This is a genomic window from Alteromonas sp. V450, from assembly GCF_001885075.1.
GTDB lineage: Bacteria > Pseudomonadota > Gammaproteobacteria > Enterobacterales > Alteromonadaceae > Alteromonas.
Map to the genome: position 1 here is coordinate 3,971,911 of NZ_MODU01000004.1, position 13,259 is coordinate 3,985,169.

The 13,259-nt window shown below is 44.9% G+C and carries 11 protein-coding genes; 6 read left to right on the forward strand and 5 right to left on the reverse strand.

Annotated features, from left to right (window positions below; genetic code table 11):
* Positions 1-48: 48 nt before the first annotated feature.
* Both BK026_RS17575 and BK026_RS17580 read right to left on the reverse strand, forming a co-directional pair.
* Positions 49-657: a peptidylprolyl isomerase gene (locus BK026_RS17575; RefSeq protein ID WP_071817755.1), complete on the reverse strand. Its 609-nt coding sequence runs from the start codon at positions 655-657 to the stop codon at positions 49-51.
* 50 nt (positions 658-707) lie between these two features.
* Positions 708-1,940 (reverse strand): methyltransferase, encoded by a 1,233-nt coding sequence (locus BK026_RS17580; protein WP_071817756.1) that lies wholly within the window; start codon positions 1,938-1,940, stop codon positions 708-710.
* A gap of 294 nt (positions 1,941-2,234) precedes the next feature.
* On the opposite strand from BK026_RS17580, the gene BK026_RS17585 reads away from it, so the two are divergent.
* The 5 genes from BK026_RS17585 (at position 2,235) to BK026_RS17605 (ending at position 8,613) form a co-directional block, all read left to right on the forward strand.
* The gene (locus BK026_RS17585) at positions 2,235-2,876 is read left to right on the forward strand and encodes an alpha-ketoglutarate-dependent dioxygenase AlkB (RefSeq protein ID WP_071816993.1); all 642 of its coding nucleotides are present in this window, start codon (positions 2,235-2,237) and stop codon (positions 2,874-2,876) included.
* A 5-nt stretch (positions 2,877-2,881) separates the two neighbouring features.
* Entirely contained in the window at positions 2,882-3,202 is a 321-nt protein-coding gene (locus BK026_RS17590) for a BolA family transcriptional regulator (RefSeq protein WP_071816994.1), read from the forward strand.
* A 30-nt stretch (positions 3,203-3,232) separates the two neighbouring features.
* On the forward strand, positions 3,233-3,925 hold the full coding sequence (locus BK026_RS17595) for a phosphatase PAP2 family protein (RefSeq protein WP_071816995.1): 693 nt from the start codon (positions 3,233-3,235) through the stop codon (positions 3,923-3,925).
* Between the two features lie 234 nt (positions 3,926-4,159).
* A complete protein-coding gene (locus BK026_RS17600; RefSeq protein WP_071816996.1) occupies positions 4,160-5,047 on the forward strand; it encodes an ABC transporter ATP-binding protein in 888 nt (295 codons plus the stop codon).
* 11 nt (positions 5,048-5,058) lie between these two features.
* Positions 5,059-8,613, forward strand: a complete 3,555-nt coding sequence (locus BK026_RS17605) for a M1 family aminopeptidase (RefSeq protein ID WP_071816997.1) — start codon at positions 5,059-5,061, stop codon at positions 8,611-8,613.
* Between the two features lie 103 nt (positions 8,614-8,716).
* Here the strand turns inward: BK026_RS17605 and BK026_RS17610 are convergent, their stop codons facing one another.
* The 3 genes from BK026_RS17610 to BK026_RS17620 form a co-directional block, all read right to left on the reverse strand.
* A complete protein-coding gene (locus tag BK026_RS17610; protein ID WP_071816998.1) occupies positions 8,717-9,043 on the reverse strand; it encodes a DUF3392 family protein in 327 nt (108 codons plus the stop codon).
* Between the two features lie 155 nt (positions 9,044-9,198).
* A complete protein-coding gene (locus tag BK026_RS17615; protein ID WP_071816999.1) occupies positions 9,199-10,539 on the reverse strand; it encodes a nitrate regulatory protein in 1,341 nt (446 codons plus the stop codon).
* A 302-nt stretch (positions 10,540-10,841) separates the two neighbouring features.
* Positions 10,842-11,129 (reverse strand): hypothetical protein, encoded by a 288-nt coding sequence (locus BK026_RS17620; RefSeq protein WP_071817000.1) that lies wholly within the window; start codon positions 11,127-11,129, stop codon positions 10,842-10,844.
* 426 nt (positions 11,130-11,555) lie between these two features.
* On the opposite strand from BK026_RS17620, the gene BK026_RS17625 reads away from it, so the two are divergent.
* Positions 11,556-13,121 carry a SulP family inorganic anion transporter gene (locus BK026_RS17625; RefSeq protein WP_071817001.1) on the forward strand — a complete coding sequence of 522 codons (1,566 nt, stop codon included), beginning with the start codon at positions 11,556-11,558 and terminating at the stop codon, positions 13,119-13,121.
* Positions 13,122-13,259 lie beyond the last annotated feature (138 nt).

Below are 13,259 nucleotides of genomic sequence, written 5' to 3' on the forward strand. Positions count from 1 at the left end.
AGGTAGGTAACGACGCGCCCGTCGCAACCTACGTTCACGAAGGTAAATTTATAGTGGCGGTAGTACGGTCATTTTTTTTATGATTATCGGCTCAATAGGCACGTTGTTAGCATTTAAGCGAATTGAGTATTCAGTTTCTACCTCTGACATGGCGTCAACAATTTCTTCGCCTTCTACTATGACGCCAAAAACTGCGTAACCCCAGTCTCTTCCCGGATTTAAGCTGCTGTTATCATTCACGTTAAAGAAAAACTGCCGGTTCGCCGTGTGCGGATCATTTTGCCTGGCCATTGCAATGGTATAAAGGTCGTTAGTTAAACCATTACCCGACTCATTGAAGATATCTGGAAAGTTTGACTTGCCGTTGAAGTCGGCGGTATACCCTCCACCTTGCACAACAAATCCTCTCACAATGCGGTGAAAAATAGTGTCTTCATAAGCGCGCTTGTCTACATAGCGCAGAAAATTATTTGCGGTAATGGGCGCCCGTCTTCGGTCTAACTCAACCACGATATCGCCCATAGTGGTTTCAATCTTAACCCGTGGATAGTAGTTATCAGGCTGTACGTGAGAGCCATCGTCTTTTTTTGCCATAACCGCAGAGCTACTGGTTATCAGCATAATAGCGAAAAGAACGGGGAAGAGTAGTCTATTCATAAACGTGCCTTTAAAAGTATTTCTTATTTCGCGCATCTCATTTTAAGCGCTTAACGTTTTGCTGTGCCTAAGATAACGAACTTTTTGTCACTCGCAAGTACCTTTGCGCCGCCAAACAGCTTTTTAAGTTTAATGTGATAGTCGAGGTGTCGGTTTCCTACCACGACCAAGTGACCACTTTTGATAAGCAGTTCACGAGAGTCTGTAAACATTTGCCAGGCAATGTGATCGGTAATGGCGTTTTGCTGATGAAAAGGCGGGTTACACAAAATTTTGGTAACGGCAGGTCTATTTTCACGATTCAAAAGAGTTTCTAAACAGTTACTTGCCACAAATTCGCACTGGTCAATTTTATCCGGAAAGTTGTTTAGTACATTACGTCTGGCACTTTCTAGCGCCATATATGACTCGTCCACGAATATAACTTTGGCATCAGGAGCAAGCGACAGCGCATTTACCCCAAGAACGCCGTTGCCGCAGCCTAAATCTACTACCACGTCATTAGCACTCACCGTCATGTGTTCAAGCATAATGCGTGCGCCGATATCTAGTGATTGTCGGGAGAACGTGTTAGCAAGGTTATCTATGGTAAGTAGTTCACCCGTTGTGCTTTTACACTGCCAACGCGTTGGATAAGGCGAATTAGCGAGTTTGATTGAATTACGAGGGGTGGCAAACACAAGTCGTGATTTCTTTTTGGCAAGAGAAGTCGTGGTGGGACCAATGTATCGCTCAAATAGGTTGAGTACCGATTTGGTAATCGCTTTCACTTTGCCCGTGGCGACAATATGTGTGTCAGGTGTAATATATTTCTGTAAATCAATCAGCTGTTGCTCAAGAAGAGCAAGGGCGCGGGGGACCTTAAGCACTATAAGACTCGGGGCTTGTGCTGGCTCGAACGTTAAGCTTTGCACGCTGGTTAGTGTCTTTAGCGGCGCGCAATGTAGTGCATTTTTGTCATCGGCTGCAGAAATATCTAGTAGCTGGTTGGCTTTCAAATTCTCATGTAACGATCGTAGCGATATGTAGGAGTCAGAAACCCAGTGCGGCGCCAAATGAGAGAACCAGCAACCCAATGCGCCAAAATCATCGTTAAATATCATCACCGCGCCGTCACTATCACCGCGGCCAACGGGAAGCTTCGCGTCACTTATTAACGTCTCAATATGTTCAATGATAAGTTCATCGGCGCTATCCCATGCTTGAAGGCTTACGTGCTGATGTTTCTCGGGATAGCGGATCAGCGAAAACTGTCGGTCGGCAAAAATAAATTCTGTATTCATTGAAGTCTTTTTTAAAGAAAGGCGCAAAGCATTCACATTTGGGAATGCGTTTTTAATTTAAGTACTCAATAGCTATATTAACATATCAATACCATGGCTCTAACCAATTAGGCGTTATTCTAGATTTTGAATGTAATTTAATAAAAGGCCATCTTGCTTACGCTCACAACAATCCACATTTGCAGTACGTACGTAAACAATCGTATAAGCTGTGTTTATTGGTGTTTAATTGGCACCATCAAACTGTTGTTTTAAAAACAATTTTACTCATCTATAAAAGACACATAGTTACGCATGCAATTTTCTCTTTTTGAGACACCAAAAGACCGTATTACACCTTTTAAGCTGCCGCTGTCAGAAGGCGACGTAACTTATTTTCCCAATGCATTATCAAAAAATGACGCAGATCTTTTTTTTACGCAACTGCAGAACGAATTACCCTGGCGACAAGATACGATTAAGTTGTTTGGCAAGCCGGTAAAAATACCTCGTCTTCAAAGCTGGCACGGTGATCCTGCGTGTACTTATACCTATTCAAACCTGACCATGTCGCCGAATCCTTGGACTACAAGTCTTTCCCACATTAAAGATCGTTGTGAAGCGCTATGCGCTTTAAACCACAAATCGACGTTTAACAGTGTACTAGCGAACTGGTATCGAGACGGGCAAGACAGCATGAGTTTTCATTCAGATGATGAACCTGAATTGGGTGTCAACCCCGTTATTGCTTCAGTCACCTTAGGAGAGGCAAGGCCGTTTGTGTTAAAGCACAAAGAAACAAAAGAAAAGTTTACTCAAATCCTTGAGCACGGCAGTTTATTGATAATGGCAGGAACGACACAAAGTCATTATGTACACGGTATTGCTAAGACGGCTAAACCTATTGGTGGTAGAATTAACCTCACATTTCGACATCTTATTCAAAGAGCAAGGTAAGCCAAATGCAAATAAAAGCGTTTCTAGAAACCACAATCGAGTCTGCACTTAGCCCAAGGTATCTCGAAGTCGTTGATGAGAGCTTTATGCACAATGTGCCAGAAGGTGCGCAAAGCCATTTTAAAGTAACGGTAGTGAGTGACGCCTTCGAAGGAAAACGATTAATTGCACGGCACAGAGAAATTAACGGCCTTGCGGCTGAAGTCTTACAGGGACCTGTGCATGCGTTAGCACTTCATACATATACGCCCGACGAGTGGGAAGCACGAGGCGGGCAAACACTCTCATCGCCCCACTGTCTAGGCGGTAGTAAACACGACAAATAGCGTCTTTATTAACTAAATGGAAGTAGAGTTATGACAAGCAGCAAATCGAAAGCCGGCGGTGTGCTTACCCCGTTTTGGGACATTATCAAAACCCCCTCTATTCAGGTTTTATTACTTGGAACCGGGTTCTTGTTAACCATGCTTTTTGTATACATGGGTGTTCTAACAGCGTTCGATAAAGCTGTTTTTAATACGCTAAGCGAATTTGGCAACGTATCAGGCTGGAAGAGTGACGTACTTAGAGATACTACGGCACTAGGCAGCAACACCGTGCTCATTTTTGTTGTGGTATCGGTCGCGGGAGCATTAAATATAGCGGGCGAGAATAAAAAAGCACTCACGTTTGTCGTTGCTGTTGCAGTTGGAATTGCTATGACATTTCTGCTTAAAGCCGGTATTGCGAGACCGCGTCCTTCGTTAGCCCTGCAGCATGTTGACGTGTACACGCAAAGTTTTCCTTCCGCGCACGCTACGCTATCTACACTCGTTTACTTTTATGTGGCCCACTTACTTACGCATCTAGCACGAAGCAAACCTGTTCGAATATGGATATATATTGCCACTACGTTGCTAGTTTTTTGCATTGGTTTAAGCCGAGTTTTGCTTGGCGTACACTGGCCTAGCGATATTATTGCTGGGTGGTTCGCAGGCGGAAGCATGGCCGCGTTTTGCTTCTACATCATAAAATGGAAACGTAGGCTAAGTATTAAAAGCGAAGAGTAAGCGGCCTAACTAATTAACCACAGAACCGCACCGGTTTCCGTTTACATATTCAGGCGGGGTGCTTGTATGCATATAGCGCCCTCTCAAATCATTGTCGAATGATGTAGTTAAAAAGCAGTTAAATTTTGCCCGCTTAGGCATACGTCGTTGTAAATTGTTACAAATTTAGAGGTTACGCCTTTCAAAGGATAGCGTAGCTTAGAAAACACACAATTTTAAGCAGACGGACCAGCAATGCTCTCAATTAGTCATCTTACCAAAACATATTCAAATGGCGTTCGCGCGCTTGACGGTATTAATCTCAATATTCCTAAAGGCATGTTTGGCCTGCTCGGCCCTAATGGTGCGGGCAAGTCGTCTTTGATGAGAACGATTGCTACATTACAAGCACCTGATGAGGGCAGTATTGTTTTCGATGGAACGGACGTGATTGCCAAGCCTAACGAATTGCGTCAGCGGCTGGGATATTTGCCGCAAGATTTTGGTGTGTACCCACGAATAAGCGCGCAAAAGCTGTTAGACCATTTGGCTGTTCTAAAGGGGTTAAGTAACAAAGCGGAGCGCAAAGAAGCTGTGGAAGGGCTATTGGTACATACCAATCTGTGGCAGCATCGAGATAAGGCGGTTAGCGGCTATTCGGGGGGAATGCGTCAGCGTTTCGGTATCGCTCAAGCGCTACTTGGCGATCCCGACTTGATTATTGTGGATGAGCCAACTGCGGGTCTTGATCCTGAAGAACGCAATCGATTTCATAACCTTTTAGTGAGTTTGGGCGAAGAAAAAGTCATTATTCTTTCTACACACATCGTGGATGATGTTTCTGAGCTTTGCCCTAATATGGCAGTGCTCGGGCAGGGACAAATCTTGTTAGAGGGGAACCCTGTTGAACTCACCTATCAGTTAGAAGGGCGTATTTGGTGTAAGCAGGTCAGTGTGGAAGAACTGAAAGAAATTGAGCAACAGTATAGCCTTATTTCTTCTCGTCTTATTGCCGGTAAGCATGTTGTGCACATTATGGCCGATGAAGCGCCAGAAGGCTTTATCGCGGCACCAGCCAACCTTGAAGATGTTTATTTCTCAACGCTTTACAATTCCCGCAAGAGTCCGGCAAAGGCAGCATAAGGAGATACATCATGTTCTGGAAAAGCCTGGCTTTTGAATGGCGCTATTACCTCCGTCAGCCGTCGTTTACGGTAACGACCCTCGTATTTTTTCTGTTGCCATTTCTAGCGACTACCACCGATAACGTGCGCATAGGTGGTGGCGGAAACGTACTTTACAACGGCAGTTATGCGGTTACCCAAACGATGCTAATTATGGGCGTATTTGCCCTTTTCTTGTTGGTGAATTTTATTGCAGGTACCGCGACTCGCAATCACACCACAAAAATGAGTGAGCTCATCTACACGCGCCCCGTAAACCCCATGCAGTATCAGCTGGGGCGTTTTCTCGGTGCAACGCTGGTCACGTTGACGGTGTTCGCGGCGGTGCCGCTGGGTATTTTACTTGGTTCGCTCATGCCTTGGGTTGATCCAGAACGTATTGGGCCAACGGAACTCAGTTATTACTTAACGCCGTTCTTTTACATCATAGTGCCAGGTTTTCTATCATTGGGGATGGTGTTTTTTGCCTTGGCGCAGCGCGTAAAATCAATGATGGCTGCCTACCTTACAGCGCTTGGCGTGTTTATTGTTTACGTTGTGGGAGGCGTTCTCACCAGTGAACCCGAGTACCGTGAAATTGCAGCATTACTGGATCCATTTGGGTTAAGAACGTTTGCTGAGATTAGCCGTTACTGGACTGTATTTGATAAAAATGTCACTGCGATTACGCTAGATGGGGTGTTGTTACAAAACCGCATAATTTGGCTTGGTATTGGCAGTATTATTCTACTGACATTTGGCAGTATCTTTTCGTTTAAGTGGCAGCATGGCTCGAGAAAGGTCAAAGCCAGTAAAGCATCGAAGGTGCCTGCGCCAGAAAACAACCGTATAAACTATAAGGCATCTGGCGATCATCAATGGCATAAGTTTGTCACCAATCTTGGGTTTGAAATGCGCCAAGTGCTGTTTAGCCCGGCGATGATCGTACTGGTATTATTCAGTGTTTTTAATCTTACCTCACTTTACGCCGTCGCATACGGTGGACTTTACGGCACCGACAGCTGGCCGTTAACGCAGAACATGACCAAAGCTATAGTGGATAACTTCGGTCTTACTATGATGATTGTGGTGATTTATTACAGCGGGGAAATCGTCTGGCGTGAACGCGGCAGCGGTATGGGTGACATTATTGAGTCTACGCCTGTTTTTAATGCGGTATTCTGGGTGTCGAAATTGCTATCGATGTGGGCAGTGTTGGCGGTGCTCTATGCTATTGGCATGTTGTTCACAATTTTCTTTCAGATCACTAAAGGGTACACCAATCTAGAGCTTGGGCTTTACTTTAGCGACTTGTTTTACGTTGCCCTATTGCCTTGGATGTGGGTAACAGTATTGGCGTTCTTTATTCAGGTGCTCAGTCCCAATAAATACATGGGGATGCTAATTACCTCTGCTTATTTGATCTCTACGCTTGTGCTCAGCCAGCTTGGCGTTGAGCACAATATGTGGACATTCGGCAATGCACCGCGGGTATTATACTCTGATTTAAATGGATACGGTTGGTTCCTTACTGGTTTCAACTGGTACATGCTTTACTGGGGTGCCCTTAGCTTGGTGCTTTCTGTTATTGGTTACGGTCTTTGGCAGCGCGGCCCTGAAAGTAAACTAAAAGACCGACTCAGGCTGCTGGGTTATCAAATGGGAAACACAGGCAAGGGGCTATTAGCTGCTGGTATTCTTGTGTTCTTGGCGACCGGTGGATATATCCATTACAACACTAAGGTGTTAAATGAGTTTGTGGGGCGGGACGAGGGGCTCGACCTGCGTGCTGAGTATGAGCGTCAATACGTCCAGTACGAAAACGCAAACATTCCGGTGGTAATTAAAGCGAATGCATTAGTAGATATCTTTCCGTCAGAACGTCGAATAGAGGCCACAGCTGAAGTAACAATAAAAAATAAGCGTGAAACCGCTATCAACCGTGTCCTGGTGTCAATTCCTAGTAATACGCCTACATGGCAGGTAGACATTCCTGGCGCAAAAATCACGCAAGTTATAGATGACTTTGATTCAGCTTGGCTAGAATTTGATGAGCCAATGATGCCCGGTGATGAGGTGGCCGGAAGTGTAAGCGTTGTCCGAGAGCACAACGGGTTCAGAGATCGCGGTTTTGACCTTATGGTGGCCGAAAACGGTACGTTTATAAATAATTATGAACTCTTTCCAATTTTCGGTTTTCGGAGCGACCTTTTGATAAGCGATCGTCACGAAAGAAGAAAGCGCGATTTACCTGAAAGGCCGCGAGCGCATAAGCTCGAGGACACCAGTAAGTACAATCAGAGCTTCTTCGGTCCTGGTGTCGATTTTATTGACTTTGAGACAACAATTTCTACATCTGAAGATCAAATTGCGATTGCACCGGGGTATTTACAGAAAGAATGGACCGATAACGGCCGTCGTTACTTCCATTATAAAATGGATTCACCAATGGTGGCTTTCTATTCATTCCTTTCTGCCCGTCATGACGTAAAACGAGATGAACATAAAGGTGTGAATATTGAGGTTTATCATGACCCAAAACATGCTTGGAATGTCGATTTGATGGTTCAGAGCGTTAAAGATTCACTGGATTACTTTGAATCTCAGTTTGGTCCGTATCAGCACAAACAAATGCGCATCATCGAGTTCCCAGGATATCGCTCTTTTGCTCAAAGTTTCGCGAATACTGTTCCGTATTCTGAGGTCATTGGCTTTACTGCTGATTTGCGTGACCCTGAAGATATTGACTATGTTTATTATGTTACCGCTCATGAAGTAGCACACCAATGGTGGGGACACCAACTTGGCGCCGCAGACGTTCAGGGAAGTGCTATTTTGTCTGAGAGCCTGTCTCAGTACAGTGCCATTATGGTACTGAAGAAGCGCTATGGTGAAACACAAATTCGCAAGTTTCTTAAATATGAATTAGATCGTTATCTACGTGGTCGTAGCGGTGAATTGCTAGAAGAAATGCCCTTTATGCGCAGTGAAAATCAGCAATACATACATTATCGCAAAGGCTCTGTGGTCATGATGTCAATTCTAGACCGTCTGGGTGAGGAGCGGGTGAATACAGCACTTAAACAGCTCATGTCAGAATTCCGATTTAAGTCTGACCCTTATCCTACAACATTGGATTTACAGCGAGTACTCAATGCGCAAGCGAGCCCTGATGAGCAAGCTTTCATTGCCGATATCTTTGAGCAGATTACGTTGTATGACTTAAAAATGGACGCCGTTGAAGTTACCCCATCAGAGGATGGTTATGAGGTGACACTGACTATTAGTGGCGCGAAGTATGCCGCAGATGGACAGGGGCTGGAAACTGAGCAGGCACTTGACGAATGGGTAGATGTGGCTTTATTCACGAGCGATCCAGCTAAATTGACCGATGCCGAACAAGTGCTGTACAACGCAAAGCACAAAGTAAAAAGCGGTGAGACAGTGATTACGATCACGGTCGATGAGATGCCGCTTTATGCGGGTGTCGATCCGTTTGTGAAACTTATTGACCGTGACAGCGGAGATAATATTAAACGCTTGTAAATGTTAGGTGCACTGGCTTTGTTAGGCAAAGCCAGTGCAAATAAGTGAGTAAGTCCGCAGTTTCAGCCAGAAGTATGTCTATGTTTTCTTTTTTTCGCGTGTATCAAATATATCGTCTGCGCTCGGCGGCTATCCCAAGAGCAATAAAGGCAGCGATATAAGCAACACCGCGATATTCGTAAGCGACGAAATTAAATATGTGATGCAGCAATGGGGCACCGTATATGGTTAGCGCGCCATAGCCAAAAGCGCAAAGCAGTACAAACAGGGCACTGCGTATAATGAAATGTAGGTTACTTAAACTGCGTTTAAACTGGCGATTAATGATATCGCCGTATACCACTAAAAGCGTGGCCATCAGCATTAAACTCATTTCAATGTAATAATCAGCCAGGAATTGGCTAATGGGAATAGTCACCGACGACAACATTCTACTTCTCTTCTTCTTACAGCGATAAAACCTGCCGCAAGCTTAGCATTGTCAAAAAACGTTAGCTAACCAAAGCAATAAAAAGCGAGATAAGGCATCAAACGTTCAAAATCAGGCCCGCCGAAGTGCATACCGCTCAGCGAGCTCGTTTTTTATTACTTTCGTTGGGGGCTTTTGGTCGCAATATCTACTATGCGAGTAGCAATGCTCGAGATGGTGGTATTTTCATTCATGGCCTGCTTTTGGAGTCTACGATACGCGTTATTTTCGCTTAACCCGAATTGCTCCATTATGACCAGCTTTGCTCGTCCAATCAGTTTTTGTTCCTGTATTGCGCGTTTAGCCTCGTCGAGCTCTCGCCCCATGTCCTCTATGTGTTGCGCCTGTGAGCGAAGTAAATCATAAAAAGAACGATGGGCAGATAAGGTTTTAGTTTGCTCGTTAAGTGTCAGCGCACTTGTATTGTCCTCTTTCGTGTCCTCTGCTAGGCCCGGCATGCTGGGGTCGAACAACAGCGTGAGGGGAGAGCCATCGGTGGCGTGTTCATCATTAAAGCGCTTGAGTAACTGTTGGTGATTGGCCATTTCATTTTTTGCATTTTCTACCTTCGTGTTGGCCTGTTGCGCTAAGGCTTCAGTAAGTGCTACCTCGATAGTTTGCATTGCATCAATGCGACGTGTTGCAACATCAAACCATACTTCTGATATTTCACCAGAGATAGGGCTACCGTCACCTAGTTGTGCAATCATATTTCTAAGTTGGGCTATATCTATTGCGGCTGGGCTTTTATTGAGTGCGTCCAATGCGTCTTTATGCGCTTTGCAACTGAATTCACAAAAAATACTGAAGTGATGTTCCTGCGCATGTTGGAGGGCAGCAAGCTTTTCACACAGGCGCACATCAAAATGGGTTTCTGCGAAACCAATGGCGCCCCACGCTCGCTCTTGGCCGGCATATTCCTTGGCCTGCATGAAATTAAACAAAGCCACCAACAAACGGGTAATGGTAGGGTCGCTCGCAATATCTGCTGCTTCAAAAATAACGGTAAGCAGACTTGCGACAAGGCGGCTGTAAGCGCGTGTGGATTCTAATGGGGTTAACTGATGGTTGTTTACCTGCTCTCGCAGCCGCGGTAGATAGTCGGTAGCTTGCATGGCAAGGGTAATACTGCTTAACAAACGAGGATTACCTGTGGCGATTTCGTCAGCAAGATATAGAGATTTTAAATGACTTTTTAGCGTTGACTCTGCGCGCTCGCTTGCACTGACATACTGGTCGCGCTCAGCAAAGTAGCGCTCACCCTTTGAAGCAAGAAATATATTACTGGCTCCACGTTCTTTTTGTAATTCATGAATAAGTTCTCGAACGGCGATAACAATACGACAGTTGCTTGAGAGCTGCTCTAGCACCGTAATTTCTGCATGCTTGGCGGCCAGCAAAAAGCGTTTAGTTGCATCACTACAAAGTGCAATGGTCTGTTCTGGTTCTTGAAGCATTAGAGGCCCTGCTTATTTTGATATAAGCACTTCGCTTTTCTTTTATGTGTTTTGATTGCGAAGCTTTGCTTTACATGTAGAGGGTTAAGCAACACTTATGCCTTGTTTATAGAAACGTAACGATGGAAATTGATATAACAGTGAAATTCACTAAGTAGTTGGTATTATTTGTTTTTTATCCATTGCACTAGGGCTGTAGGGTGAAAAAGCCGATTGAACGTCTGACTAAATGAGGGAGGGCTAGCAGGGTTGCATTATTATGGTGCAACCCTGCTGTTGTGCTTGTAGCAGGCGTCGTTCAGTTAGCTTCGCACTACGCGAAGAAACCAACCTACAAACAGTGAAATTAAGAAGCCGAAGAAGGTAATCATTGTAGTTATGGTAAGCATTTGCCCAGAAAAGTCAGCATTCTCGCCAGTGTGCTCGCTAACTAGCATTCCTGAAGCCTTAAAAATAAACAGTGCAGCGACAGAAAAGAGCAAAATAACCGCCGTAGACATAATCGTGGCTTTCCAATAAGCCTTTGGCGACACCCAATGAATGGCGCCTGCTACAAGTACGCACAAAATAGTAAGAATATAAGGTACCAATTTAACTCCTCGTTGATAAAGGCTTAAGCCTTACATCGATGCCACGTCATCAAGCACGCTTACCTTAAAGTAACGTTTGATATTCAAAAGAGAAGCGCACAGACGGGCATGTTCAATAAAATACTGTAATACGATGCCATGTAAGCAGTACTTTGTCAGCACAGACTGACAAATAAACCAGATACCGCGTTTGTAAAGCGAGCACATCACTGCAGTTGCTAAAACACAAAGTCACCATTTACAAAGCTTGACTGCATAGTGCAACGCACAGAGGTGTTTTTATTCTGGTAACAATCTATTAAAAGATTTTAAGCTACAATGGTGATAGAATCGCCGAAAATTTCTCCTACCTACTTGGTGTTCTGCTTCAACGCGGTGTACGCCACGGTGGGTTGTTGTGTTTAACATCTTAGCTTCTGAGAGAACATGTTCGATTTAATTACCAGTAAAGACAGCAACGTTAAAAACGACGTGCTATCAGGTATCACCGTGGCGCTTGCCTTGGTCCCTGAAGCCGTAGCATTTGCATTTGTAGCCGGCGTAGAACCCATGATAGGCCTTTATGCGGCTTTCATGATGGGCTTGATCACTTCTGCTATTGGTGGCCGTCCAGGAATGATTTCTGGTGCTACCGGCGCCATGGCCGTTGTAATGGTGGCTTTGGTTGCCCAACACGGGGTTCAGTATCTATTTGCTGCGGTTATTCTGGCGGGTTTGCTGCAAATAATGTGCGGTATCTTCAAGCTAGGGAAATTTATCCGGCTGGTGCCATACCCGGTGATGCTGGGCTTTGTAAATGGTTTGGCAATCGTAATTTTCTTGGCGCAATTAGGCCAGTTCAAAGTCACTAATGCAGCGGGTGAATTACAATGGATGGAAGGTACACTGCTGTATTGGATGCTAGGGCTTGTGGCATTAACCATGGCCATTATCTACTTGTTACCCAAGCTAACTAAGGCCGTGCCGGCGTCGCTGGTGGCAATTATTACGGTAACCCTGCTAGTGCACGGACTTGACCTGGAAGCACGCACGGTAATCGACTTCGTTCGCGACTTGCTACCTGCTGACCAGCGCGATAGTGCAACGCTAGCGGGCGAACTTCCTAGCTTTGCTATTCCTATGGTGCCGTTCACCTGGGAGACTTTCATGATCATCTTACCTACCTCAGTGATTCTTTGTTTAGTTGGCCTAATTGAATCCCTTCTTACTCTTTCGCTAATTGATGAAATGACAGATACCCGCGGGCGCGGTAATAAAGAGTGTGTTGGCCAAGGTGTTGCAAATACCGTAAACGGTTTCTTCGGTGGTATGGGCGGTTGTGCCATGATTGGTCAAAGTATGATTAACATTAACTCTGGTGGCCGTGGCCGCTTGTCAGGTATTACCGCGGCGGTTGTTTTATTAGGCTTTATTTTATTTGCAGCTCCACTAATTGAAATGATCCCTCTTGCTGCCCTTGTCGGCGTTATGTTTGTGGTGGTTATCGCTACTTTTGAGTGGGCGTCATTCAGAATTATTCGCGGCGTAAACAAAGAAGATGCCTTTGTACTATTCCTGGTAACAGGCGTTACCGTTATCGCCGACCTGGCTATTGCCGTTGTTGTTGGTGTTATCGTTTCAGCCCTTGTGTTTGCATGGAAACATGCTCGTCATATCGAAGCGAAGTCGCACGTTGATAACGACGGTTGGAAAGTCTATGAATTAGACGGTCCACTATTCTTCGGCTCGGTATCGCATTTCAAAGATTTATTTGATATTGCCAATGACCCACAAGATGTGGTGATCGACTTTAAAGAGTCACGTATTTGGGATTCATCAGGTATCGATGCACTAGATACTCTTGCTGACAAATACGAAGAGCAGGGTAAAAAGCTACACATTCGTCATATCAGCGATGAATGTCGTTCATTGCTTCGCAAGGCAGATAAGTTTGTTGAAATTAACGTAGTTGAAGACCCTCGCTACCGTGTAGCGACAGATAAACTGGCCTAAGGTATTTGGTAACCTCAATGCACCAAGTAAACACAGTTTTGCGTTTGTTTGGTGCAGTACAGAAGTCTGAATATTACTCGTTTTTCTGTAAATTAAATAAAAACAATTGCTTACGGTTTTGGCACTGAACTTGGATAG

Coding starts and splice junctions, on each gene's coding strand:
- BK026_RS17590 (WP_071816994.1), top strand. CDS start 2,882: ATGCAAATAAAAGCGTTTCTAGAAACCACAATCGAGTCTGCACTTAGC.
- BK026_RS17575 (WP_071817755.1), bottom strand. CDS start 657: ATGAATAGACTACTCTTCCCCGTTCTTTTCGCTATTATGCTGATAACC.
- BK026_RS17610 (WP_071816998.1), bottom strand. CDS start 9,043: ATGTTGTCGTCGGTGACTATTCCCATTAGCCAATTCCTGGCTGATTAT.
- BK026_RS17580 (WP_071817756.1), bottom strand. CDS start 1,940: ATGAATACAGAATTTATTTTTGCCGACCGACAGTTTTCGCTGATCCGC.
- BK026_RS17615 (WP_071816999.1), bottom strand. CDS start 10,539: ATGCTTCAAGAACCAGAACAGACCATTGCACTTTGTAGTGATGCAACT.
- BK026_RS17605 (WP_071816997.1), top strand. CDS start 5,059: ATGTTCTGGAAAAGCCTGGCTTTTGAATGGCGCTATTACCTCCGTCAG.
- BK026_RS17600 (WP_071816996.1), top strand. CDS start 4,160: ATGCTCTCAATTAGTCATCTTACCAAAACATATTCAAATGGCGTTCGC.
- BK026_RS17625 (WP_071817001.1), top strand. CDS start 11,556: ATGTTCGATTTAATTACCAGTAAAGACAGCAACGTTAAAAACGACGTG.
- BK026_RS17585 (WP_071816993.1), top strand. CDS start 2,235: ATGCAATTTTCTCTTTTTGAGACACCAAAAGACCGTATTACACCTTTT.
- BK026_RS17595 (WP_071816995.1), top strand. CDS start 3,233: ATGACAAGCAGCAAATCGAAAGCCGGCGGTGTGCTTACCCCGTTTTGG.